We start from the raw sequence: 24,238 nt of genomic DNA, 5'->3' as shown, positions 1-24,238 counted from the left end.
TGAAACATTATTGAGAGATAGGAGTGGATGAGAAATGAGTGAACCTTTCGTTCTTGACGCCAGTTTTAGTACGCTTCGCGCGGAGTCCTTCACCAATGACGCCGTTGGACGGTTGGTACAGAATGCTGTGACTGGTACCGGTGCTGATACTGTCAGTCTGGACCGCACCCTCGTCAATAGTGTTGACGAAACGACCTCTCAGCGGCTCGATTCCTGGAAGGTAACCGACCAGAAGCATTCCGGACGGTGCTGGGAATTCGCTGGGCTTAATGTGCTGCGCGCCAAAGTCATTGATGAGCTTAAAGTTGATGACTTCCAGTTTTCGCAGAACTACATCGCGTTTTTCGACAAGCTCGAAAAGGCCAACCACACCCTGTCGCGTGCTATCGCTACTGCCTCCCGTGATGCCAGCGAGGAGGAGGTGCGCTCCATCATGGACTACCCGAGTGAGGACGGCGGCTGGTGGTTCCAGTTCACTGACATCGTCGCGAAATATGGGTTGGTGCCGTCATGGGCGATGCCTGACACAGAGTCTGCAGGAAATACTGCTCAGATGAATCAGGCACTTGCGACGGTACTGCGTCGGGCCATCGGACGCATTCGGGAGGCGGCCACGAACTCTGACCCGGCTGAAGGGTCGGCCCACATGGAGGCAGTGCGCAACGAGGCCCTGAACGCGGTGTGGCGGATTTTGGCGATCCACCTGGGGACTCCGCCTACCAGCTTCATGTGGCAGTACCGCGACAAGGATAAGAACTTCCACCGCAAGGGCACCTACACCCCGCTGAAGTTTGCCCATGAGATCGTGCCACAAGCCTTCGACCCGTGGGTGGCCCTCGCCCATGACCCGCGCGAAGAACACCCGGTGGTCCGCACCTACGTCCACGAGCACACCCCGTACATGGAGGGTGGCACCCCATATTGGCATCTATCGGTGGGCCTTGATCTCCTTAAGAAGACCATTGTCGAGTCAATTGCTGACGGTGAGCCGGTGTGGTTCTCCTGCGATGTCAAGAAGCAATTCGACAAGGACCTGGGCATCTGGGATGCGAAGCTGCATGACTACGAGGCCCTCTACGGCATCGACATGGACATGTCGAAGGCTGAAAGGTTGCGGTTGCGTGAATCCGGTGGCACTCACGCCATGACCTTCGTCGGGGTCGATCTGGTTGACGATGTCCCGGTGCGCTGGAGGGTTGAGAATTCCTGGGGTGACGAGGTGGGCCGCAAAGGATTCTTCACGATGAACGACTCGTGGTTCGATGAATACGTCTACGAGGTCATCGTGCCCCGTTCCCGGGTGTCCGATGACATTGCCAAAGCCTGCGACCAGGAGCCCATCGTGTTGCCTGAGTGGGACATGATCTGAGTTCCCTGCCGACATGGATTTGCCCGCCCGCAGCGTGGTGGCGCATGCGATGGATGTCCAGACCGGAGAAATCTTCAGAGCTAGACGTTGCCCCGACCTGACTGAAGTGACGGCGTGGATCACGACCCTGCCGGGCCCGGCTGCGGTCATCTACAGTGACGGCCCCTGATGAGCTTACTTAAGCCGCCCGTGACCTGGTGAGGGCCTGCGAGGAACTGCTGCAGTGACCTGATGCCGGCTCGTCACCGCCTGTCGAATTGGTTGTTGAGGCATGAGATTGTCTACTCGGACGGGCAGGCTTGGGCCGGTGCCCACGATGCCTGGGCGCGGCGGCAGCGCTTCGGCTCGCCACTGGTCCAAGCCACGTTCGACGAGGGCTACGATTCCGTTGTCACGATCGCGGCCATGGATGCCGACAGTCCCTGGACCGGCACCGTTCACCGGCTGGGCTGCTTGCGCGGGATCTCCACGTTGACCGGGTTCGCTCTGGTGGTCGAGATCGGTGGCTGGAGCCGATTCACCGGCAACTCCATCGGAGCGATCCGCGAAACACCTATGGGCAGCCACCATGACCGGCGGCGTCTCGTCCTGCTCGCGTGACAGAAGCCGCACCGATATCAGGTGTACTGACCGTACAGGTTGGTTGAAGGATTGCGATTCGAGTGTGTGGGTAGGGGAGAGCCTTACTGGTTGGGTGGGACTTGCGACAGAACCCGTTTAACCAGGAAGGCCCTCTGATGTCTCACGCTAACGCAGTACTGATCCCGAGGCATCGTTTGATCGTTGCCAAGCTTGTCGCCGACGGTGGCGTGCCTATCGCTGAGGTTGCAGGGTGGGCCGAGCATTACCATGCAGGACCGGTCCTCACAGCCCCATCGCAGGCCCAACGCCACCCCATCACCGGTGGACCGATGCTGCGTCAGTCTGCGGCTGCGGTGGCGAGAATGGCCCATCCAGCTGGCCGCTCGACTCGGTATCGCTTCTTCGATCGTGGTGCGGATCTTGGCCGCCTGTCGTCTGAACTGATTGTCGGCGTATGATCGGGCCACTGGTGAACAGATCCGACGCTATGGGCATGGCTACCGCGGGTCGCTAGTCCATGTCGGAGTGAAGAAGTTGGGCAATATCCCCGGTGGTGGCTGACGGTTCGTGGGCCGCGCCCAAGGCGACAAAAATCGCATCGCAATACTGAGCAAGCTAAGATCGGTAGGCAACTTCAAGATGGGGTACGCGTTCGTGGATTCGATCATCGATGACCACTCTCGACTTGTCTATTGCGAGGTTCATGATGACGAGTGCGCGCTAACCGCCACCGGGGGTGTTGGTACGAGCTGTTGATTGGTCTGCCGCCCGCGGGGCGAGCGTTGAGCAGGTACTGTCCGACGACGGGCCGACCTACCTCTCCAAGCTCCGGGCTACAGTTTGTGATCAGTTCCAATTCACACCGAAACGAACCCGTCCACGTCGTCCACAAAACCAACGGCAAGATCGAACGCTTCCACCGAACCATGGCCGATGGGCGGGCCTACGCCCACTGCTGCACCAGCGAGCAGGAACGCCCCTCAGATTCCCACACCACGTCACCGGAGTCAGCGGAGAGAAGACCGGCAATGATTCTGACGAGAGTAGTTTTCCCAGCCTCGTTGGGTCCGAAAAGGCCTATCGTTTCACCGGGGTAGAGATCTAGAGAAACCCGCATAGCGCCGGGATTTCATACCTGCCATGAACGGCGTACTTCTTCGTGAGCTTGAGGACGTACGGTTTGCTATGGGTGAACGCATGTCAGATATCCAAAACTTCGAGAGGGGGGATGGAGAGGGCTGATTCGACGCGTTCAGCCAAAACAGCGTCTGCCTGACGCAAGTGTTCGGTATCAGGGTATACGACCAGCGTCTTGTCCCCAGTGGTCCAGAAGTCGCGGTCCCAGGTCTCGGGGTGTGACCAGATGTTCTCCTGGCCTGCGGCCCAGTCTGGCAGCTTCCTATGAATCTTGGTGGCGACAGCCAGCTGGCTCTTGGCCGTCTGATAGACGGTGTCAATGCGGGTCCCTTCTGGGACTGGTTGCCTGACGCGAACCAGACGCCGTCCCATGAAGGTGACCCTGTGGTCGACCTCGTCAGTGCGCAGCGCGAGCTCGATTTGCTCGTAGCCCTCATTCGCTCGCTGATGCTTCTTCACGTAGTCGCGGAGCGCCTCCGCGACGGCCGCAGACAGACCGCCAGCGATCTCACTGGCTTCGGAGAACAGATTCACGTCGTCTTCTGCGACGTACACGTTTCTACTAGGCATGTACATAACTATGCGCATATACGTAGCGCTCGTCAACCCTCTATCCGCATAGGGATCGCTGAACACCGAGCACCTTCGGGCTGCTAGTGTCGCAGGTGTTCGGGAGACGTCAGGGGAGATGGAACATGGCATCTACATCTAGCGGGTTACGTAAGGCCAGCTCGGCCGTGACCTCGTATCGAGCACAGAGTCCGGGGGTGGAGGGGGATTAAGGACCCATCAGTTCCGCTGCGACAACACGGACGGACAGGGTCTATCCAGCGCGCTGACTGACTTCCTTCTGGCTTCCCGGATCGGTCGGGGCGACATGGAATTCAATGTCTCGGTCGGCGATTACTTCGTTGATCCGAAGCTCACGCTTGCTGTCCAACAAGTGGGGGAGATGGCGCAGCACGCGCCACCTCCCCCATGGGTCGAAGAACCCAGTCTAGTCAGTTGCCCGGTTGCGCCACGACGGCACAGGTCGAGCAGGAGCAGCACGAGCCGGAGCTAGAGCTGGTGGACCCGCCGGGAGCGAGCATGTCCACCTGGGAACCGATTCCCAAGGTGTTGCTCATGGCGGTCTGTACGGTGCGAACCCGATGGTCGGTGACGGTCGTGACGGTGATCTGCATGAACGCAATCCCTTCTCTCGTTGAAAATGCCGTCAATGACAACGTAGCAGCCGAGAGCTTCAGCTCCCAGAGCTTCATTCATTTCACATGACCCGTAGCACCTGCTGATGAGGTAGCAGGACTTGTCAAATGGGGAACTAGAGAAATCACGTACTAATTAAGCGGCGAGGGTCATTGCGGTGGTTCTGGGATGCGCGTTCCTGAACAGGGCGGCGATGGATCCCCGTCGACCCGTTGTGCGACATGAGCATGGACAAAGGCTCCAGATTATCCCGCCAGCGTCCGGCAGTCAGACGCGCAGCATCAGGATAACGCGTGGCCCACGAATTGCTGGACCGGTACAAGGACGCGCAGCCATGTAGACATCAAGCGCCAAGGGCCCCAGATAAGCTGTCGTGACTGGTCGAGGCTGCCCGTCTCTTGCCACTCGTCTCCGTCGCCCTGAGAGGATGTCCTCATGATGACCCCGATCCTCACCACCCTTGGTTTCGTCATGCACCCTGACGGAGAGTGCGTCCTCATGGTGCATCGCATCGCACGTCCTGGCGACGAGCAGCTCGGCAAGTACAACGGGCTGGGAGGCAAGGTGGAACCGGGGGAGGATGTCGTCGCTGGCATGAAGCGCGAGCTGCACGAGGAGGCTGCGATCGAGGTTGACGCCATGCGCCTACGTGGCACCGTCTCGTGGCCGGGGTTCGGGCGGCACGGAGAAGACCATTTTGGCTTCATCTTCGTCGTCGACGCATGGCATCCCATTGCCGACGCCATCCCTGACGCTAATGAAGAAGGTCCGCTGACGTGGGAGCGCATCGACTCACTCGATGAGTTACCGATGTGGGAGGGGGACCGATATTTCCTGCCGCTGGTGTTTGATCCTACTGTCCCGCAGTTCCACGGCTGTCTGCCCTATCACGATGGCCGACCGACCGGCTGGTCATACTCCATATAGACCATGATGCTGTGTCCCGTGTGTGACCGTTGCCGTCCTGGACTAGCTGGTTATTCCAACGACCCACAGGATGAGGCACACCACTGGAGCCACCCAGCGAGAACTCCATGCCCCGTAGTGGGTCTCGGCGAACATGCTGTCTGCCCGTGGATTTCCCCCTGGCAGGCTGTATGGTGCGATAGCAGTAAGCGCGAGGCTGACAGGCGTCAGGATCGAGAACGGTACTGGCGTCATCACGATGGGGGTACCCGCGAGAACTCCCACCATCATGATGCCCCCCAGGGCCAGCATGATGGAGACGGCAGTGACCATGTCCTGCCCAGAGCCGTCCGGCTCAACAAACGATTCCACGAAGGTCAGCAGCCCAGGAATCACAATGACCACGATAAACAGCAGTGCCCAACTGATGTGAGCGTGGGCGTCCCAGCTGAGGGGTTCAGTGCGTGACGCGTAATAGGTCGTCGCCATAGCACCCAACTGGAATGCCGAGCCGATGAAGTGATGGACGTACCACCCTGCTGAACGGCGCGACGGGTCGCTCCCGGAGGCTGCCTTCTCTGACCCCCGGGACTGTAGGCGTTGGGTAAATCTCAATCGACTCTCAAGAGTGGTGATGGCCACGACGTTACTGGTTGCTCCTCGTGCAGAAACGGTCTATCGCAATCTCTCGACCGAGGATTGTACCCCCACTTTCAGAAAGTACCTCTAAGGTGGCAGGGTGAATCACACCGTGGCATGTCGTTTGGCTAGTAGCGAGGGACGTCGAGCTCTTGAGCTAGCCAGTACTGAAGCCGACCCCGATTCGTTGTCGGCTGCTAGCAGGATGCGTCGTCACATGGATGCCGATCTCGCTGCGGCTGTCCTCGATCAAATCAGTCTGCGGCGCCGGGCTGTTGCGAAAATTGGACCGGTAGGAGCTTCCATGTTGTGGACGCGCGACGCTCTGGAACAAGCTACCCGTGCCGATGTGTCGCGATGGCGGGCACGTCGCATTAAAGAGGCCGGGTTCAGCCATGTTCTCGATCTCGGATGCGGGTGTGGCGCAGACGCGCGGGCTTGCCTCGATGCTGGTCTTGAGGTGACGGCCGTCGAGATTGATCCGGCAACAGCTGAGCTCGCGCGCCACAATCTGCCCGAGGCGCAGGTGATATGTGGCGACGCGACGGCGGTTTTGCCGCGCCTGCGTGACCAGACTGGTGCCACCACGGTCGTCATGCTTGATCCGGCTCGGCGTACGGGACGGGGACGAACCTGGCGGCTAGAGGATGTGCGACCGTCATGGTCATTCGTTGAGAAAGTGCTCGAATCAATGCCTGCAGTTGCCAAGCTAGGGCCTGGCGTTGACCGCTCTCAGCTGCCGAATCTTCCCGTCACCTACGTCGGACACCGCGCAGACCTGGTTGAGGCGACGGTGTGGTCCGGGTTTGACACCCAGCGGTCGGGCGATCGGGCAGTACTCATTGAGCCTGCCGGGATTCACGAGCTACCCGGCGGGTCTGCGGCTCCTGCAGCTGGTGAACTTGGCTGCTACCTGGCTGAACCTCACCCCGCTGCAATCCGTGCTGGCAGCCTTTCGACGATCAATGGATCGCTGCGAGCAGTGTCGGAGGGCATCGCCTATCTCACCGCAGACGAGCTCGTTGCCTCGCCGTGGCTGACGTGGTTTGCCGTCAAGGAAGTCCTACCCCTCGATGTGAGATCGTTGCGTTCCTGGCTGCGTCAACACCACGTCGGAACGGTCGAGATTAAGAAGCGAGGTGTTGACGTCGACCCTGTCACGTGGCGACGCAAACTGAAGCCGTCAGGGCCACATTGCGTCACCGTGATCTGTACCCCAACGACTGGCAGCGCCAAGGCACTGATATGTGATCGGGTGAGGCTGCCGCGGGGGCGTACACGAAGCGGGGCCGGATGTGATGTCATGAGGCCATGGTGACGACTCGGCGCTCAGCGAGATACCTCCTTGCCCTGCTGGTAGTTCCGCTCGTTGTGCTGTCGGGGTGCGGAAAGATCAATGCTGGCTTTGTTATTAAGGACGAGGACCATATTGACGTCGCCGTTACTGTCGGGGTTCCCACATCGGGAGTCAATGAGGAAGAAAACGATCGCTATGACGGCTTCGCGACGCGAATTCGCGATTGCTCAACGATAATCTCACCGGGCAGCAGCCTTGCCGGTAACGTGAGGGTCACATCATTTAGTGACGGTACATATGTTGGTTGCACGATTACTGGCACGATGACATCGGCGGACCTCAACACGCATATACCGTGGCCTCAGTGTGGGGCGACTCCGTCTTCGGGTCCAGCGAATAGGGGAGCGAACCCGATAGATATTGCGTTCGACGACAGGACGATTCATTTCCACGTGGACGGATCAGCATTTTCTGATTGTGTGCCAGGCATTGACTCTCGTGATATCGGTGGCGGGGCCGACGTGGTCAATTTCAGGGTGTCAGTGGCCTTTCCGGGTACGGTTTTGAGTCACTCTGGATCAAGCACGGTTGATGGGAATACTGTGACGTGGACCGACGTCAACGATCTCGTCTCGGCGCAAGGGCTGACGGCGGCGGGTAAGGATGAGAGCGGCCTTCCCAGCTGGGTGTGGGGTATTGGCGCATTGGTGGCGCTAGCCATTGGTGGCGCTGTGGCTGCGGTGGTCGTAAGCGCGACGCGTCCGAAGAGGCGTTAGGTTTGTCTGATAAAGGCCTATCATTACCCACCCCATTCGTGGTTTCATGTGTCTATGCTGAGTGTTTCGCGCCGTTTGAGATGCTGTCTCGTTGTGCTTCTCGCGCCTGCGCTGCTTGCCGGGTGCGCAAAATTTGATACTGCCTTGGACCTCAAGGACGAAGATCATATCCACGTCACGATGACGGTCGGTATATCTAAGTCACTGGCAGACGCGTCGGGTGAGGACCTCACCTCTGAGTTCGCCGACTGCAACGATTCCATGGGGTCTAGTGGCGCCGGCTCGGGCGGTAAAGCCGAGAGGTTCGAGGATAAGAACTACATCGGGTGCACTGTGACTGGTGACACCACCGCTGCTGAGCTCAATAAGGGGGACAGTGGCATAAAGGTCAATTTTGATCAAAACGAGGTGTCTTTCAAGATGACCTCGGACTTGTTCCGAAATAGCGGGCAGCCCGATGGATCCATAAGCGCGAGCATGTTCAGTGATTTCAAGGTTTCTGTGACCTTCCCCGGAAAGGTTGTCAGCCATTCTGGATCGAGCACGATCAACGGGAACACCGTCACCTGGACCGATCCGAAAGATATGTTCTCTAGTTCGGGGCTGACTGCGACGGGTAAACGTTCTCATAGCGTACCCACCTGGATCTGGATTATTGTTGCCGTCTTCGTTGTGGCAGTTATCGGCGCTGTTGTGGTGATCGTTAATAAGAAGAAGAAAGGCTCGACACCGGCCCAGCCGAACACTGATGATGCTCCGTGGGGCACGCAGTACTCAGATGCCGTGCAACCGCAGGGTTCGGGTCAGCCCTATCAAGGCAACGGTCAGGACCGACCGGCCTATCCGGGGCCGCAGCAGCAGTCTTGGGGTCAGCAGTCTTGGGGTTCACAGGGGCCGGGTCAGCCGTGGGGTAGCCCATCGGGTCAAGCTGCGGATAGCTCGACACGTGTGCCCCAGCCTGGTGAGAGCTCGCCCTCCCATCAAGATCCACTGTCGGGTCAGCAGTCTCCTTCGGCACCCGATACTCCTTCGGCACCCGATACTTTCTGGAGGGGGCCCGGGTCCCAGTGACGGTCGCTGGCCTGTGGAGGATCATTTCTGGCACTCCCATTGCCTGAGTGCCAACCTCGGGTGTACTTTCGGGGTTGGCACTCTCGTGGTGAGTGTGCCAACGGACCTGAAGCACCCGCGACGCCGACGGTCCGTCGCGCTCGGGGCTCGCAACCCCTGGCGAGAGACAACGACATAATCCGTCTTCAGTTAGAAAGGGGTCTTGACGTGGCAACCACGATCAAGCCGCTCGAGGACCGCGTCCTCGTCCAGCCTCTCGAGGCCGAGCAGACCACCGCTTCCGGACTCGTCATCCCGGACACCGCCAAGGAAAAGCCGCAGGAGGGCAAGGTCATTTCTGCCGGCCCCGGTCGCGTCGATGACAAGGGCGCTCGCGTTCCCATGGATGTTAAAGAGGGTGACGTCGTCATCTTCTCCAAGTATGGCGGCACCGAGGTTAAGTACGACGGCCAGGAGTACCTGCTCCTCAACGCTCGTGACATCCTCGCTGTCGTTGAGAAGTGAGGCGCTGATACATGGCAGCCAAGCAACTTCAGTTTGACGAGGAGGCTCGTCGCTCCCTTGAGCGCGGCGTCGACATCCTCGCTGACACCGTTAAGGTGACCCTCGGCCCCAAGGGCCGCTACGTCGTTCTCGACAAGAAGTGGGGAGCCCCGACTATCACTAACGACGGTGTAACCGTCGCCAAGGAGGTCGACCTCACTGACCCATACGAGAACCTCGGCGCTCAGCTCGCCAAAGAGGTCGCCACCAAGACTAACGATGTGGCCGGTGATGGAACCACTACCGCTACCGTGCTCGCCCAGGCTCTCGTTCACGAGGGGCTGCGCGCCGTGGCTTCCGGGGCGAACCCGGTCGGCCTCAAGCGCGGTATCGAGAAGGCCGTCGACGCCGTCGTGACTGAGCTTCGCTCTATCTCGCGCGCTATCGACACCACCTCGGACATGGCTAGTGTCGCCACCATCTCCAGCCGTGACGAGACCATCGGCTCTCTTATCGCCGAGGCCTTCGACAAGGTTGGTAAGGACGGGGTTATTACCGTCGACGAGTCGCAGACCTTCGGCACGGAGCTTGACTTCACTGAGGGCATGCAGTTCGACAAGGGATACCTGTCGCCGTACATGGTTACCGACCAGGATCGCATGGAGGCCGTGATCGAGGATCCATACATCCTCATTCACTCCGGCAAGATCTCGTCGATGAACGACCTGCTCCCCCTGCTGGAGAAGGTTATTGCCGCCCACGGCAGCCTGTTTATCGTGGCCGAGGACGTCGATGGGGAGGCCCTGAGCACCCTCGTCGTCAACAAGATCCGCGGCACCTTCAACTCGGTGGCCGTCAAGGCTCCGGCCTTCGGTGACCGTCGCAAGGCAATGCTGCAGGACATCGCCACCCTTACCGGTGGCCAGGTCGTCGCTCCTGAGGTTGGGCTCAAGCTTGACCAGGTGGGCCTCGAAGTATTGGGTCGCGCTAAGAAGGTTGTTGTCACCAAGGACAACACCACCATTGTCGACGGGGCCGGTGCCAAGGCTGACGTCGAGGGACGCGTCGCCCAGCTGCGTGCTGAGTACGATAACTCTGACTCTGAGTGGGATCGTGAGAAGCTCCAGGAGCGTATCGCCAAGCTCGCCGGAGGGGTGTGTGTCATTCGCGTGGGTGCGGCCACTGAGGTTGAGCTCAACGAGAAGAAGCATCGCATCGAGGACGCTGTCTCCGCGACCCGTGCAGCGATCGAAGAGGGCATCGTCGCCGGTGGCGGCTCCGCTCTCATCCACGCTGCCCATGTGCTCGAGGGGGATCTTCACCTTGAGGGTGACGAGAAGGCCGGTGTGCAGATCGTCGCTAAGGCTGTTCGCGAGCCGCTGCGCTGGATTGCCGAGAACGGTGGCGAGCCCGGTTACGTGATCGTCTCGAAGGTCGCCGAAATGGAGCCCGGACACGGCTACAACGGCAAGACCGGGCAGTACGTGGACCTCATCGCTGACGGCGTCATCGACCCCGTCAAGGTGACCCGTTCCGCGCTGGCCAACGCCGCATCTATCGCCGCTCTGCTGCTCACCACCGAAACCCTCGTGGTGGACAAGCCGGAGGACGAGGACGACGACAAGTGAGACTGACTCACTGATTCCTCAACGGCCCTAGAACCATATGGTTCTAGGGCCGTTACTGTCAGCACTCCCATGACAATTCTGGGCCGGGACGTCACTCCTCGCGACTGGTGTCCTTGAGCGGATTGCCGTCACGATCCATGATGGTGAAAATCTCATGATCGTCTGGCAAGTGTTGCAGATAGTCGCGTTCGGTATCGGGGGCGGTGTGCCCCAGCTCAAGTTCTTTACTGCGGGCGTCCTGTGCTGCAGCACGTAGGGCGTACTCTGCGTCGGCAGTCTCTAGCTGTTCGGCAGTGGCCTCGTTGGCTACCATCATGCCGGCCTGGGCCTCCTCAGGCACCTGTGGAATAACTCCAGCGTCGACGCGTTCACGGTGGCCCTTAATCTCGCGAGCGATGACGTGGGCTAGGAAATACATTCCCAACACATTCGGCACTGCCATGAGGAAGAGCATGGCGTCAGCAAGACCAAGAATTGAGGTCATATTTGTTGCAGCCCCAATGATCAGGAGGATGAGGAAAAGCGCGTTGTAGATGTGCTCGGCGGTGGTCGAATTGCCGAATAGGTAGCCCACGGCTTTCTTGCCGTAGAACGAGTAGGACAGCATCGTCGAGAAGGCGAACAACACCACGGCCAGTGTCAGGAGAGAGCTGAACCAGGGGGCAACAGTCTTCAGCGCCTGGGCAGTCATTTGTACGCCGTCAGCGTCACCATTGCGGTAAACGCCGGTGATAATGATGGTGATGGCTGTCATGGTGCAAATGACGACTGAGTCAATGAACGGCTCCCACATGGCAACGAAGCCTTCCTGGGCAGGACGGCGCGTCTTCACTGCAGAATGAGCGATGCCAGCGGTGCCAACACCGGCTGCGTTCGAAAATGCAGCACGCTGGACGCCGACGATCAGCACTCCAAGGACTCCACCGGCGACACCGTGGCCGGTGAAAGCACCGGACCAGATAGCCTCGAACGCGCTGCCAACCTGGGAGACGTTGGCGGCAATGACGGCCACGCACATGATGACGTAAAGAAGGCCCATGAACGGTACGATCTTGGAGGTAGCGGCACCAATCTTGGATGCGCCTCCGACGATGACGAGCCCGACAAGGATCGCGAAAATCAAACCGACTACCCACATGTGGGTACCGATCCAGGAGTCTGGACCTCCTGCGAACATTGCGAGCTGGTAGGCAGCTTGATTGGACTGGAACATATTGCCTGCGCCAATGACACCGAAAGCGGTGCAAATAGCGAACATCGTGGCAAGGACGCGGCCTAGCTTGGGTTTTCCGATTGATGCAAGACCGTCACGCAGGTAGTACATCGGGCCACCAGAAGTGGTTCCGTCCTCGTTGATGACGCGGAATTTCACTCCAAGGGTGGCCTCGGACATCTTGACGCTCATGCCAACCAGCCCGGCTACCGCAATCCAGAAGGAGGCGCCCGGCCCGCCCGTTGCGATCGCGATGGCGACACCGGCAATATTTCCCAGGCCGACGGTGCCTGACAATTCGGTTGCCAAGGCCTGGAAGCTGGTGACGTCACCGGGGTCGGTGCGGCGGGAGAAGTGGCCCCGCATCACGTGGCTGGAGTGGCGAATCGACGCTGGACGCAGCTGCTGAAAGCCAAGAAAAATCGTGAAGAAGATGCCGGCCCCGAGCAACCACGCCAGGATGAGCGGGAATTCATTTCCTCCGGGCAGTGGAATAGCCCAAAACACCGCGTCAGAAATGGCGGTAGCAATGGGGGAGATGAAGTTGTCGATAGCTTGATCCAAGCTCAGTGGAGCCAGGACAAGAGTATCGAGACTTCCGGAAACGGGCGATGACATGATGCCAGGTGGCACGAATGGTCCTAACCGTTGACGACATGGGACACCAAGCCTGGGTGCCACTACTGTGCGGTACCAGCCATCTGTCATGGCCGATCTCAGTGCACACAGGCACCAATGACTCGGTGGGCACGACCACCCAGCCATCGCCATGACCGCGGGCGGGGCCGTGCCTGCGGCGGAGAACCGCCTTGGACACTGTAGCGGGTGAGTGTGTCACATGGTCTAAACCCCGACACTGACACGTCTTCGTAACGTTTGACGCTGTTATTCCCCTACGCTGAGTGTGATGACCGCGACCGCCCCCTTCGATGAACCTCAGCCTGTCCTGACGCATAACCATTCGGACCGGCGACGCTTGGTTGAGGTGTTGACGATGGGGTTCGTCGGTTCAGTGATGGTGACATTGTGGGGCTGGGGATCCCCACATGGCGGGATGCCCGCGCACGTGCGGCCCATTGGCGTGGCAGTGGCTGCCAGTGGTATCGCAGGTCTGGCTGCCATGATCGTCGCGTGGCTGCGGTCCCGTAAGCTCGTGGGTCGGCGTGTGCTGACTCTGGTCGTGTGGTCGCTGCCGCTGCTCTTTGGACCTCCGTTACTGAGCCACGATGGCTGGGCCTACGCGGCGCAAGGTTGGATTCTCGCTCAGGGGATGGACCCGTACCGCGTCCCGCAAGGCTTGGCTGAAGTCCTCGGCAACGCCGTCGATGCGCCGTGGCAAGAGACAACGGCGGTATATCCTCCCGGATCGTTGTGGATCCAGGCGGCCATGGTGACGCTTGCTCATGCGGATCCCATATGGTCGGTGATGCTCATGCGAGTGCCCGCCGTCATCGGCGTTGCACTCATGATGTGGGCGGTCCCTCGGCTAGCGCGATATGCCGGAATTGACCCAGATTACGCCGTCTGGCTTGCAGTGTGTTGCCCATTAACGACGCTGAGTGTGATTGGGGGTATGCACAATGACGGACTTCAGGTGGGGTTGTCCCTTATGGCCCTCGTCGTGGGCGCGCATCTGGCTTTGATGGACCGAGGATGGTTTGGGCTTGTACTTGGCGGGGCACTCGTCGGGTTGGCTGGCGCTGTCAAGCAGCCCGGTGTGTTGAGCGGGGTGGGCCTCGTCGCCCTGGTCCACGTCAATGCGGTGCGTCGCGGCGGCGATCAATGGTCAACGCGCAACTGTTGGTCGGCGCTATTCGCTCGCATCGCAGTAGGTGCCATACCAGCAGTGGCTGTGTTTGGGGGGATTTCGGCTATCCGTGGGCTAGGTCTGGGTTGGCTCAACAGCACGGCCGGTAGCCCGGCATCAGTGACTAGCGATTCACCGATCGCGCTCGTCGTCCAGATTCTGCGGGGCAGCGGCGGTATCCCGTTGGACAAGCTCGTTGGGCCAGCGACTGGCGTCAGTCTGATCCTCACCGTTGCTGCCATGATCTGGTGCTGGGCACGATGGGGCCCTATTCCCCCTTGCCGCATCCACGTAACCTGGGTTTCATCGCGTCGTCGTGACGCGAATCATGACGTTGTAGAGCGCGCGACAGGACGCGTTGGCAGCCCGCTCCGGCTGCAGGCCGGTGTGATGATCGTCTTTGCCGCTCTTGGGGCGTCGCTGCAGCCCTGGTATCTCATCGGCCCGCTGACCGTATGCGCCTCCGTCCCACTGCGGCGTACTCACCGCGACGCCCTCATCGCCGGTGTCGTTGCCACCACCGCTCTTACCATGATGCAGTGGTATTGGTCGCCCTTCGTGAGCTTGCCGCTGGTCACCGTCGGGTATCTCATCATCTGGCGGATTCCGAAAGCTTGGGCTTTCGTGACAGCGGCGAACTGACGGGGTCACCTCGCTTAAGGCCGGAGACCAGGCTACGAGTGAAGACCGTCGACGTGAGCGGCGATAGGATAGCGAGCATCCCGGCGAAAGGTGGCTCATGACCTCGGATTCCCGCCCGACCACGATTGAGGAGCTGGCACCGCTGGCCCTCACCTTCGATGACGTTCTGCTTCAGCCAGTTGAAAGCAACGTCATTCCCTCCCAGGTGAAGACGACGACGAAGGTTTCTCGCAATATCTCGATCGCGATTCCGCTTGTCAGCGCGGCGATGGATACTGTCACGGAGACCCGAATGGCGGTCGCCATGGCGCGTGAAGGTGGCCTTGGCATTCTGCACCGTAACCTGTCCATTGAGGATCAGGCGGCCATGGTCGATCAGGTGAAACGCTCTGAAGCAGGCATGGTTGACGAGCCGATCACGATCTCCCCGAACGCCACCTTGGCTGACGCCGAGGAGCTCTGCCACACATACCGAATTTCCGGTGTACCCGTTGTCGACGATAACGAAAACCTGGTCGGCATCATCACCAACCGTGACATGCGTTTTGAGGATAATCCACAGCGCCCCATCCGCGAGGTGATGACGGCAGCCCCGCTCGTCACCGCTCCAGTGGGCACTAGCCCGTCTGACGCTCTCTCCCTGTTGGCTGCTCACAAAATTGAGAAGCTGCCGCTCGTTGACGCTGACGGGAAATTACGCGGCCTGTTCACCCTAAAAGACTTCGTTAAAGCCGATAAGTATCCCAATGCCACTAAGGACCCGCAGGGGCGTCTACGTGTGGGTGCCGCAATCGGGTTCTTCGGTAACTCGTGGGATCGCGCCATGGCTCTCGTTGAAGAGGGAGTTGACCTCATCGTCGTCGATACCGCCCACGGTCACACCCAGGGCGTCCTTGACATGATTGCCCGACTCAAAGCCGAACCGGCAGCCAAGGGAGTTGACGTTGTTGGCGGCAATATCGCCACCTACGAGGCCGCCAAGGCCTTATGCGAGGCAGGCGCTGATGGCATCAAGGTCGGCATCGGACCAGGATCAATTTGTACAACCCGCGTCGTTGCCGGGGTCGGCGTCCCGCAGGTCACCGCGATTTTTAACGCTTCTAAGGCTGCTCGTCAGTATGGCGTGCCGGTCATCGGTGACGGTGGCTTGCAGTACTCCGGCGATATTGCCAAGGCCCTCGTTGCCGGAGCCGATTCGGTCATGCTCGGATCTCTGCTGGCTGGTTGTGAAGAATCCCCAGGTGAGCTCGCCTTTATCAACGGCAAACAGTTCAAGACCTACCGCGGTATGGGATCGATGGGAGCCATGTCAGCGCGCGGGGAGAAACTGTCCTACTCCAAGGATCGCTATTTCCAGGGTGATGTCACGGCCAACGACAAGATCATTCCTGAAGGCATAGAAGGCCAGGTTGCGTATCGCGGACCGCTTGGCGCGGTGGCCTACCAGTTGGTTGGCGGGCTGCGGCAGTCAATGTTCTACACCGGTGCTTGCACTATCGACGAGTTGCACGAGCGGGGCCGCTTCGTGCGCATCACCTCGGCGGGTCTGCGCGAGTCTCACCCGCACGATATTCAGATGACAGTCGAAGCTCCCAATTACTCGGCCCGCTGACGGGCACACCGGACATCCGGTAGGAAAGGAATTATGTACGACATCGGACGCAGCAAGCGTGCCACCCGGGCCTACAGCCTGGATGACATCGCCCTCATTCCCTCTCGGCGCACTCGTGGTACCGAGATGGTGAACCTGGAGTGGCGCATCGACGCGCTCACCTTTGACTTTCCGATCATGGCAGCCCCGATGGATTCGGTTATGAGTCCTGCGACGGCTATTGAGTTCGGGCGTTTGGGTGGCTTAGGTGTGCTCAACCTCGAAGGTCTGTGGACCCGTTACGAGGATCCCACTCCATACCTCGATGAGCTGGCTGAGATGGGTGACGATGTTGCCACCACCCGTCGGATGCAGGAAATCTATGCTGAGCCGATCAAGGCTGAGCTCATTACCGAGCGGATGGCTGAGATTCGGGCCGCTGGGGTGCCCGTGGCGGGGTCGTTGTCACCGAAGAATGCCTCGCACTTCTCAGAGACAGTGGTCAATACCGGGGCTGACTTCTTCGTCATCCGTGGTACGACGGTCTCGGCGGAGCACGTCGCCAACGGTGACGACGTCTTGGACTTACGCAAGTTCATTTACGAGCTCGACGTACCCGTCATCGTCGGAGGCTGTGCCACGTACCAGGCGGCGCTGCACCTCATGCGTACTGGTGCTGCTGGCGTCCTAGTGGGGTTCGGCGGGGGAGCGGCTCACACCACTCGTCAGGTGCTGGGGATCCAGGTGTCGATGGCGTCTGCGATTGCCGACGTCGCGGAAGCGCGTCGTGATTACATGGACGAGTCGGGCGGACGTTACGTCCATGTCATCGCTGATGGTTCAGTGGGCCGTTCTGGCGACATCGCCAAGGCCATCGCCTGCGGTGCTGACGCCGTCATGGTCGGTTCGCCACTGGCTCGGGCTACCGAGGCCCCCGGAAAGGGATGGCATTGGGGGGCCGAGGCGTGGCACCGTGACCTGCCTCGTGGCGCTCGAGTCCACTTTGAGCCGGTGGGAACCCTTGCCGAGGTTCTCAATGGCCCGTCGCGCGTTCCAGACGGCACCATGAACTTGGTTGGCGGGTTGCGACAGGCGATGGCAACTACTGGATACTCTGAGGTCAAGGAGTTTCAGCGCATCGAGTTGACGATCCGCTAATCGTCCCACAAGGCAGAACGCTTTTCCGGCGAGCGGATGAATCGCTAATCTTCGGCCATGAGTGAAGTGCCCGAAGAATTGGTCGTGTTGCGCGGCGCGATTGACAACATGGACGCCGCCCTCATCCATCTGCTCGCCGAAAGGTTCCGAATTACCCGAGAGGTAGGTCGCCTCAAAGCCGAGCGTGGCCTACCACCGGCTGACCCCGTCCGCGAGGCCGAGCAGATCTCACGGTTACGGCAGTTAGCCGTCGAGTCCAATCTCGATCCTGAATTCGCGCAAAAAGTTATCACGTTCATCGTCGCTGAGGTGGTGCGTCACCATGAGGCGATTGCTGACGGCGACGGCTGAGGCAGACCCCAAGCTCAGAGCTGATTGTTATATCAGGCAATGACGTCGCCCTGGTGCACCTTTGACGGTATTCCGACGACGACCGTGCCGGGGGCGACGTCTTTAATGACCAAGGCGTTGGCACCGATCTTGCAATCGTCGCCAACGGTAATGTCACCAATGATCTTGGCTCCGGCACCGATAAGGACACGATTGCCAATCGTGGGGTGACGTTTGAACTGTCCACGCGCGCGGCCACCAAGGGTTACCTGGTGGTACATAAGGACGTCATCGCCAACGACGGCTGTCTCACCAATAACGACGCCCATGCCGTGGTCGATGAAGAAACGGCGTCCAATTGTTGCCCCCGGATGGATCTCGATACCGGTGACGTGACGCGACAGTTGCGACAACAACCGTGCAAGTGGCCGCAGCCCAGGGCTCTTGACCCATAGAGCATGGGCGAGGCGATGCGCCCAGATGGCGTGAACGCCTTGGTATGCGATGGCGACCATGATCCTTGAGGTTGCAGCGGGGTCTTCGCGCATGGCGGCGTCGAGGTCCTCCATAGCGCGTTCCTTGCATCGCTTGAGGGTCCGGAGCAGGGCCTTCGTCTCAGTGCTCATAAGTCCACCTCGGTTCTGCCGGTGAATAATGCCGGTGAATGAACCATATCGAGCTGTGGTCCTTCGGCCAACGGGGGAGGTTGGATTGACGCCTTCGCCCGCCATGAGGAGCGTAGTCGACGAGGTATCCGTGGCAATACGGGGACTGCGAGTGGCGCCCGATGGGGTCAGGGGCCATAGACTCGCCTTCATGGAACAACTCCACGACGTCGTTCTGGTGGTCGATTTCGGTGCGCAGTACGCCCAGCTCATTGCTCGCCGGGTGCGAGAGGCAAATGTTTACTCCGAGATAGTCCCGCACACCATGCCGGTGCGCGACATGCTCGCTAAGGAACCCGCCGCCATCATTCTTTCGGGTGGTCCGGCCTCGGTGTACGCAGAGGGCGCACCGAGCGTTGACCCAGCCCTGTTTAACGCTGGTGTGCCGGTGATGGGCATTTGTTACGGATTTCAGGCGATGGCCCAGGCCTTAGGTGGCCAGGTGGCTCACACCGGGGCGTCGGAGTATGGGCGCACCAGTCTGTGTATTACGTCATCGGGCCAGCTCCTGTCTCGCATTCCCCATACCATCAGCGTGTGGATGAGTCATGGCGATTCCGTTTCTCGTGCCCCGGAAGGGTTCTCGACACTAGCCCGCACCGCAGGTGCCCCGGTGGCGGCGTTTGAGGACGTGGAGCGCAAGCTCGTTGGCGTGCAATGGCATCCAGAGGTCCATCACACCGAGTCCGGACAGACGGTGATCGAGCACTTCCTGTTTGACGTTGCTGGATGTCGTCCCGATTGGAATGCCAGCTCGATCGTCGGTGACCAGATTGCGCAGATTCGCGGTCAGGTGGGTGACCGTCGCGTCATCTGTGGGCTGTCGGGCGGTGTTGATTCCGCTGTCGCTGCGGCTCTGGTGCAGCGTGCGGTAGGCGATCAGCTCACCTGCGTTTTCGTCGATCACGGACTGTTGCGTAAAGGCGAGGCTGAGCAGGTCAAGAATGACTTCGTCGCAGCCACGGGTGCAGATTTGGTGGTGGCAGACGAGTCCCAGCGCTTCCTGGATGCTCTTGCTGGAGTCACCGACCCTGAGACTAAACGCAAGATCATTGGACGCGAGTTCATTCGCACTTTTGAGGATGTTGCCACGCGCCTTAACGCTGATCAGCCGATTGACTTCTTAGTGCAGGGTACTTTGTATCCCGATGTTGTTGAGTCTGGTGGTGGAGAGGGCGCTGCCAATATTAAGAGTCACCACAACGTCGGTGGCCTCCCCGATGACTTACAGTTCAGTCTCGTTGAGCCGTTGCGCACCCTCTTCAAGGACGAGGTCCGAGCCGTTGGTCTGGAACTCGGCCTTCCTGAGGACATTGTCTGGCGTCAGCCGTTCCCCGGTCCGGGGCTGGCCATCCGCATCATTGGCGAGGTCACTGCGCAGCGTCTAGAGGTGCTGCGTACCGCTGATGCGATCACGCGTGAGGAGATGGCAGCCGCAGGCCTGGACCGCAAGGTGTGGCAGTGCCCGGTCGTCCTTCTTGGCGACGTTCATTCGGTGGGCGTGCAGGGAGACGGGCGTACCTACGGTTCGCCGATTGTGCTTCGTCCGGTGACGAGCGAGGATGCCATGACCGCTGATTGGGCGCGTATCCCTTATGACGTGCTAGAAAAGATCTCGACGCGCATTACGAATGTCTGCCCGCAGATCAACCGGGTGGTACTCGATATCACCTCTAAGCCGCCGGCCACGATCGAATGGGAGTGAGCCCCGGTTTGCTGTGAACAGAACATGGCCCGCACCATCGTTGGTGCGGGCCATCATGTAGCCGGGGAGATCAGTCTCCTCGGTAAGGGTTAAATGTGTCGTCTGGTCGGGTCGTGGTTCGGCCCGACGCCTGCGTGTTGCTGCGGGCCTTGTCGACGAAGGTGCTAGCCGCACTCGTGCCGCTGGCCTCGTCGGGGATGATCGCCCACAGGAGTAGGTAAATCAGTGGACCAGAACCCGCAGCGAGGATTAAGACTCCCGCGATGATTCGAACGATGGTGGGATCCCAATCGAAAGCGTTGGCGATGCCTTGACAGACGCCGCCGACGAGGCGGCCCTCCTTTGGCCGAGTAATCTTGGTGGGCATAGCTCGCTCCTCCTGGCTAGTCGCTTATGTCCATGGTGCCATGGCTGTGCAAGAAGCAAGACCTGAGGGGCGAGTATGCAGCGAGGCCCCGTCAGTGACGGGGCCTCGCCAGGGTGGGGGTAGGTCAGGTAGTTACTGTGCCTTCTTCTTGGTGATGATGCCCCAAATCCACAGGACGATGAGAGCACCAACGATTGAGATGAGCCAGGTCCAGGGGCTCCAGAAGCTGCCGAGCGGCTTGTGGAAGATAGCGGAACCGAGCCAGCCGCCGAGGACCGCGCCGACAACGCCGAGAAGGAGGGTGACGAGGAAGCCGCCTCCCTGCTTGCCCGGCATGATGGCTTTAGCGATGGCGCCTGCGATGAGGCCAAGGACAATCCATGCAATGAATCCCATACACTTATCATCCAATATGGAGGGGTGGCGCGTCCAGTAATCACCACTGAATCTGATAAAAATTGTGGATAAGTTATCGAATTCGATTCTCACCAATTGTACGTTGACAAGGTGTTATATATTTTAGTTACGCTACTGACGGAATTTTTAGAAAAATGGCCGCCAAGGAGACAGTAGGGTTTCAGTGAACTTTGCTACGTGAGAGCGCGACTGCCATTCGTCTAAGGTCAGTTCAACACAGTTGGCCAGGTCGATCTCGAAAATCTCGGCCATCCGTTGGGCGACGGTGGAGTCGGTGATAGCCACGTTAACCTCATAGTTGCCTTGAAGGGACAACCGGTCGAGATTGGCCGTGCCAATCGTCGACCAGATGCCGTCAATAGTGCATGTCTTTGCATGGACCATGGCCCCCTGATAAAGAAACAGGCGTACGCCCTGGTGGAGGAGGCGGTCGTAGTAACCCCGACTTAGCCAGTCGGCGATGACATGGTTCGATTCAGCGGGAATGACGATCCTGACGTCAACTCCGCGGGATGCAGCTTGGTGGAGGGCCGCGACGACGTCGTCATCAGGAATGAGGTACCCCTGTGTCATCCAGATCCGCTCGCTGGCACGGTCGATGGCTTCTAGGTACATGTTTCGAATGGGATAGACCGCCATCCGAGGCGAGTTACGGTGTACGGCAAAGGGAGTGTCCCAATAACGGACGTCGGGAGACGGCAATACAGGTTGGCTGCGTCGAGAGGTCAAGGCCCCTTTGGGGCGCTGATTCCACATGTCGACGAAGACGTTTTCGAGTTCCCCAACGGCAGGGCCCGTAATACGAGCGTGGGTGTCGCGCCAGCGGTCAGCATAGAGAGCGCCGATGTTGTATCCGCCGATGTAGGCGATCTCGGAATCAACGATGAGGAGCTTGCGGTGGTCTCGCCCCAGATTGCGCAGTGTCGGTAGCCACGAAGGGGTGACCAGCGGTTGGGCCCGTACGTGGACTCCGTCGAGCTGCCGAAAAAATCGCGGATCCACCACAAGGTTGGCAAACGTGTCCCACATCGCATAGACCTCAACCCCGCGAGCAGCTGCGTCCACGAGCGCCTGCCGAAAGCGACGTCCAACATCATCGTTTTTCCAGATGAACGTCTCAAGGTAGACCGTGTGGTGAGCTGACTCGATGTCAGAGATCATCGCGGCATACAGATCGCGTCCGAACGTAAAAATCTCGACCTCATGACCAGATACCTCGATGGATTCCACAGGTGCAGTGGGGAAACGGTATGGACGACGGCTTCGTCGTTTGGCGCCGTTGAAGGCAACTAATCCTGCCATCGTGGCTATCTGTGCGGTAACCACCCCACCTGCTGCCCAATGTAGTGCACGACGAACAGTGAATTTCTGGCGAGGGGCCCGGGTCATGAGCACAGAGTACCGGGCTCACAAGCACTCGCCGTAAAACGGTCAGTGCCGGAGCCCGGAGATGTGCCGCAGCGATTGAGGTTGTGCGGTGGATGCGCGGCGCGTATCACCGCCGGAGTGCGCGGCGGGCCAGCCAATTGCCCAAGAACTGCGCCAACTGCACGACGATGATGATCGTCACTACTGCGACAGCCGTCACGGTCCAGTTATAACGCTGGTAACCGTACGTGATGGCGAATTGACCGAGACCGCCGCCTCCCAAGGCCCCGGCGATAGCCGTCATATCGACAATCGCGATGAGAATGTAGGTGTAACCGAGAATCAGCGGTCCGAGCGCTTCGCGAGCAACAACGTCGAAAAGAATTCGCCACGGCCCAGCCCCCATGGCACGGGCAGCCTCGATAACTCCAGGATCGACGGTGACAAGATTCTGCTCAACAATCCGAGAGATGGCGAAGGTCGCCGCGATGCACAGCGGGAAGGTGGCCGCCCGCACTCCGATCGTGGTGCCAATGACCTTAAGGGTGAGGGGGGCGATAGCCGTCATGAAGATGATGAACGGAATAGGCCTAATGATGTTGACAATGATGTTGAGGATGGTGTGAACAATCGTGTTGGCTAACAGGCCGCCCCGACGGGTGGCATACAACAACACGCCCAGCACCAGCCCACAGATCCCCCCAATAACCAGGGTGATAAGAGCCATGAAGAGGGTTTCCCAAATCGATTGAAGATAGATGGGACGCAAAAATTCGTTCATGAACGGGCCTCCTCAAGGATCGCTGGGGTGGTTGCGGGCGCAGCTGGTGCGGCTGAGTGTGATACGTCGTTGAGGATGTGAGCCGCCTGCTCGACGGCCTGATCGGGACCAGATAAGGCCACCGTGTAGTTGCCCAGCGAGCCGTCATGGACCTCAATAACGCCGCCGTGAACGATCTGGAAGGTCACCCCAGTGCTGCCGATGCGGGCGAGCGCCTCTCCGAATGCGTCGCTGGCTACCGAGCTGACGTCGACGAGGCGCGCGCCTGGATTCTCTGCCTGCAACCGGGCCTGTTCCTCACCGCTCGGGTGCTGGCCGATAATCGTTGCGAGGAAGTGTTGGGTGGTTTCGGATTTCGGGTGAGCGAAGACCTGCCGTGCGCTCCCAGATTCGACGAGATGACCAGCCTCTAGCACCGAGACTTGCTGCGCAATGGAGCGGACTACCTCCATTTCGTGGGTGATGACGACAACCGTGACCCCAAGCTCCGAATTGACTCGCTCGAGCAGTGATAAGACGTCGGCCGTCGTTTCTGGGTCGAGGGCTGATGTTGATTCATCAGCCAACAGAATTGATGGCCTCGTTGCGAGCGCTCGGGCGATACCAACTCGCTGCTTCTGTCCGCCGGAAAGCTGATCCGGGTGGTCCCAGGCCTTGCTCGTCAATCCGACGAAGCTCAACAAATCAGTGACGCGCTTTTTTTCGTCTGCCTTCTTCCAACGAGCTAGCTTGAGCGGATAGGCAACGTTGTCGTAGATAGTCCTTGAACCAAACAGATTGAACTGCTGGAAGATCATCCCTATGTCTGCGCGCAGCGGTCGCATTGCCTTATCCGAGAGCTGAGCGACGTCGGTTCCGTCTACCAGGATGCGGCCCTTTGTGGGTGTCTCCAGTCCGTTAATGAGGCGCACCAGGGTGGATTTGCCAGCACCGGAGTGCCCGATAACGGCTGATATGGAGCCTCTCTTAATAGTCAGGGTCACATCGTCAAGGGCCCGTACTATACCGGAGCGGGTATGAAACTCCTTAGTGACGTGGTCGAAAACGATGTGGTCAAGACACTGGGGTGGCGCGGACTGCGTGATATCTGTTGCCATGTG

General features: G+C 59.6%; 25 protein-coding genes and 2 pseudogenes. 16 read left to right on the top strand and 11 right to left on the bottom strand.

All coding sequences use genetic code 11. The annotated features are described in order from the left end of the window. Nucleotides 1-34: 34 nt before the first annotated feature. From FYJ43_RS08155 to FYJ43_RS12605, 4 genes and pseudogenes are all read left to right on the top strand, one after another. On the top strand, nt 35-1,369 hold the full coding sequence (locus tag FYJ43_RS08155) for a C1 family peptidase (RefSeq protein ID WP_154563830.1): 1,335 nt from the start codon (nt 35-37) through the stop codon (nt 1,367-1,369). Between the two features lie 13 nt (nt 1,370-1,382). Continuing rightward, nucleotides 1,383-1,538, top strand: a complete 156-nt coding sequence (locus tag FYJ43_RS12060) for a hypothetical protein (RefSeq protein ID WP_195839941.1) — start codon at nt 1,383-1,385, stop codon at nt 1,536-1,538. Between the two features lie 62 nt (nt 1,539-1,600). Then, entirely contained in the window at nt 1,601-1,969 is a 369-nt protein-coding gene (locus tag FYJ43_RS08150; protein ID WP_154563828.1) for a hypothetical protein, read from the top strand. A gap of 137 nt (nt 1,970-2,106) precedes the next feature. Then, a pseudogene (locus FYJ43_RS12605) lies at nt 2,107-2,928 on the top strand (DDE-type integrase/transposase/recombinase); the annotation flags it as partial. Here the strand turns inward: FYJ43_RS12605 and FYJ43_RS08130 are convergent. From FYJ43_RS08130 to FYJ43_RS08120, 3 genes are all read right to left on the bottom strand, one after another. Continuing rightward, a complete protein-coding gene (locus FYJ43_RS08130) occupies nt 2,895-3,068 on the bottom strand; it encodes an ATP-binding cassette domain-containing protein (RefSeq protein WP_154563824.1) in 174 nt (57 codons plus the stop codon). The pseudogene FYJ43_RS12605 and the gene FYJ43_RS08130 sit on opposite strands and share 34 nt — an antisense overlap. A gap of 83 nt (nt 3,069-3,151) precedes the next feature. Further along, nucleotides 3,152-3,676: an EXLDI protein gene (locus tag FYJ43_RS08125; protein WP_154564407.1), complete on the bottom strand. Its 525-nt coding sequence runs from the start codon at nt 3,674-3,676 to the stop codon at nt 3,152-3,154. Between the two features lie 413 nt (nt 3,677-4,089). After that, nucleotides 4,090-4,272, bottom strand: a complete 183-nt coding sequence (locus FYJ43_RS08120) for a hypothetical protein (RefSeq protein WP_154564404.1) — start codon at nt 4,270-4,272, stop codon at nt 4,090-4,092. A gap of 457 nt (nt 4,273-4,729) precedes the next feature. Between FYJ43_RS08120 and FYJ43_RS08115 the strand changes: the two genes are divergently transcribed. Then, the gene (locus tag FYJ43_RS08115; RefSeq protein ID WP_154563822.1) at nt 4,730-5,221 is read left to right on the top strand and encodes an NUDIX hydrolase; all 492 of its coding nucleotides are present in this window, start codon (nt 4,730-4,732) and stop codon (nt 5,219-5,221) included. Between the two features lie 42 nt (nt 5,222-5,263). Here the strand turns inward: FYJ43_RS08115 and FYJ43_RS08110 are convergent, their stop codons facing one another. Beyond that, nucleotides 5,264-5,689, bottom strand: coding sequence for a hypothetical protein (locus FYJ43_RS08110; RefSeq protein WP_154564402.1), 426 nt, complete (start codon nt 5,687-5,689; stop codon nt 5,264-5,266). 250 nt (nt 5,690-5,939) lie between these two features. On the opposite strand from FYJ43_RS08110, the gene FYJ43_RS08105 reads away from it, so the two are divergent. From FYJ43_RS08105 to groL, 5 genes are all read left to right on the top strand, one after another. After that, the gene (locus FYJ43_RS08105) at nt 5,940-7,157 is read left to right on the top strand and encodes a class I SAM-dependent methyltransferase (RefSeq protein ID WP_326833483.1); all 1,218 of its coding nucleotides are present in this window, start codon (nt 5,940-5,942) and stop codon (nt 7,155-7,157) included. Further along, the gene (locus tag FYJ43_RS08100) at nt 7,151-7,912 is read left to right on the top strand and encodes an LppM family (lipo)protein (protein ID WP_154563820.1); all 762 of its coding nucleotides are present in this window, start codon (nt 7,151-7,153) and stop codon (nt 7,910-7,912) included. Before FYJ43_RS08105 ends, FYJ43_RS08100 begins: the two co-directional genes overlap by 7 nt. 48 nt (nt 7,913-7,960) lie before the next feature. Beyond that, a complete protein-coding gene (locus FYJ43_RS08095; RefSeq protein WP_326833482.1) occupies nt 7,961-8,983 on the top strand; it encodes an LppM family (lipo)protein in 1,023 nt (340 codons plus the stop codon). 207 nt (nt 8,984-9,190) lie between these two features. Then, nucleotides 9,191-9,487, top strand: a complete 297-nt coding sequence (groES, locus tag FYJ43_RS08090) for a co-chaperone GroES (RefSeq protein WP_326833481.1) — start codon at nt 9,191-9,193, stop codon at nt 9,485-9,487. Nucleotides 9,488-9,498: 11 nt separating this feature from the next. Then, a complete protein-coding gene (gene groL, locus FYJ43_RS08085; RefSeq protein WP_154563816.1) occupies nt 9,499-11,094 on the top strand; it encodes a chaperonin GroEL in 1,596 nt (531 codons plus the stop codon). Between the two features lie 91 nt (nt 11,095-11,185). On the opposite strand, the gene FYJ43_RS08080 is transcribed toward groL, so the two are convergent. After that, nucleotides 11,186-12,871 (bottom strand): alanine/glycine:cation symporter family protein, encoded by a 1,686-nt coding sequence (locus FYJ43_RS08080; RefSeq protein WP_229771681.1) that lies wholly within the window; start codon nt 12,869-12,871, stop codon nt 11,186-11,188. Between FYJ43_RS08080 and FYJ43_RS12285 the strand changes: the two are divergent. From FYJ43_RS12285 to FYJ43_RS08060, 5 genes and pseudogenes are all read left to right on the top strand, one after another. Continuing rightward, nucleotides 12,863-13,136, top strand: a pseudogene (locus FYJ43_RS12285) (hypothetical protein). The gene FYJ43_RS08080 and the pseudogene FYJ43_RS12285 overlap by 9 nt on opposite strands. Before the next feature lie 78 nt (nt 13,137-13,214). Next, a complete protein-coding gene (mptB, locus tag FYJ43_RS08075; RefSeq protein ID WP_154563812.1) occupies nt 13,215-14,756 on the top strand; it encodes a polyprenol phosphomannose-dependent alpha 1,6 mannosyltransferase MptB in 1,542 nt (513 codons plus the stop codon). Nucleotides 14,757-14,853: 97 nt separating this feature from the next. Then, nucleotides 14,854-16,368 (top strand): IMP dehydrogenase, encoded by a 1,515-nt coding sequence (gene guaB, locus FYJ43_RS08070; protein WP_154563810.1) that lies wholly within the window; start codon nt 14,854-14,856, stop codon nt 16,366-16,368. Between the two features lie 33 nt (nt 16,369-16,401). Continuing rightward, nucleotides 16,402-17,505, top strand: coding sequence for a GuaB3 family IMP dehydrogenase-related protein (locus FYJ43_RS08065; RefSeq protein ID WP_154563808.1), 1,104 nt, complete (start codon nt 16,402-16,404; stop codon nt 17,503-17,505). Between the two features lie 57 nt (nt 17,506-17,562). Then, on the top strand, nt 17,563-17,856 hold the full coding sequence (locus FYJ43_RS08060; RefSeq protein WP_154563806.1) for a chorismate mutase: 294 nt from the start codon (nt 17,563-17,565) through the stop codon (nt 17,854-17,856). 32 nt (nt 17,857-17,888) lie between these two features. Here the strand turns inward: FYJ43_RS08060 and cysE are convergent, their stop codons facing one another. Further along, a complete protein-coding gene (gene cysE / locus FYJ43_RS08055) occupies nt 17,889-18,461 on the bottom strand; it encodes a serine O-acetyltransferase (protein WP_154563804.1) in 573 nt (190 codons plus the stop codon). Nucleotides 18,462-18,651: 190 nt separating this feature from the next. On the opposite strand from cysE, the gene guaA reads away from it, so the two are divergent. After that, on the top strand, nt 18,652-20,205 hold the full coding sequence (gene guaA, locus FYJ43_RS08050; protein WP_154563802.1) for a glutamine-hydrolyzing GMP synthase: 1,554 nt from the start codon (nt 18,652-18,654) through the stop codon (nt 20,203-20,205). 70 nt (nt 20,206-20,275) lie between these two features. Here the strand turns inward: guaA and FYJ43_RS08045 are convergent, their stop codons facing one another. From FYJ43_RS08045 to FYJ43_RS08025, 5 genes are all read right to left on the bottom strand, one after another. After that, entirely contained in the window at nt 20,276-20,572 is a 297-nt protein-coding gene (locus tag FYJ43_RS08045) for a PspC domain-containing protein (RefSeq protein WP_154563800.1), read from the bottom strand. A 132-nt stretch (nt 20,573-20,704) separates the two neighbouring features. Beyond that, nucleotides 20,705-20,983 (bottom strand): GlsB/YeaQ/YmgE family stress response membrane protein, encoded by a 279-nt coding sequence (locus tag FYJ43_RS08040; protein ID WP_195839964.1) that lies wholly within the window; start codon nt 20,981-20,983, stop codon nt 20,705-20,707. Between the two features lie 132 nt (nt 20,984-21,115). Next, nucleotides 21,116-22,378: a phospholipase D-like domain-containing protein gene (locus FYJ43_RS08035; RefSeq protein WP_154563796.1), complete on the bottom strand. Its 1,263-nt coding sequence runs from the start codon at nt 22,376-22,378 to the stop codon at nt 21,116-21,118. A 106-nt stretch (nt 22,379-22,484) separates the two neighbouring features. Next, complete coding sequence (locus FYJ43_RS08030; protein WP_154563794.1) at nt 22,485-23,138, bottom strand: methionine ABC transporter permease; 654 nt, start codon at nt 23,136-23,138, stop codon at nt 22,485-22,487. Continuing rightward, nucleotides 23,135-24,235, bottom strand: a complete 1,101-nt coding sequence (locus FYJ43_RS08025) for a methionine ABC transporter ATP-binding protein (protein WP_154563792.1) — start codon at nt 24,233-24,235, stop codon at nt 23,135-23,137. The genes FYJ43_RS08030 and FYJ43_RS08025 overlap by 4 nt, the downstream gene beginning before the upstream one ends. Nucleotides 24,236-24,238: the final 3 nt, after the last annotated feature.

It is taken from the genome of Cutibacterium porci, from assembly GCF_009696315.1.
GTDB classification, from domain to species: domain Bacteria; phylum Actinomycetota; class Actinomycetes; order Propionibacteriales; family Propionibacteriaceae; genus Cutibacterium; species Cutibacterium porci.
The sequence above is the reverse complement of the archived record's forward strand: the minus strand, read 5'-3'. Positions and strand labels throughout refer to the sequence as shown.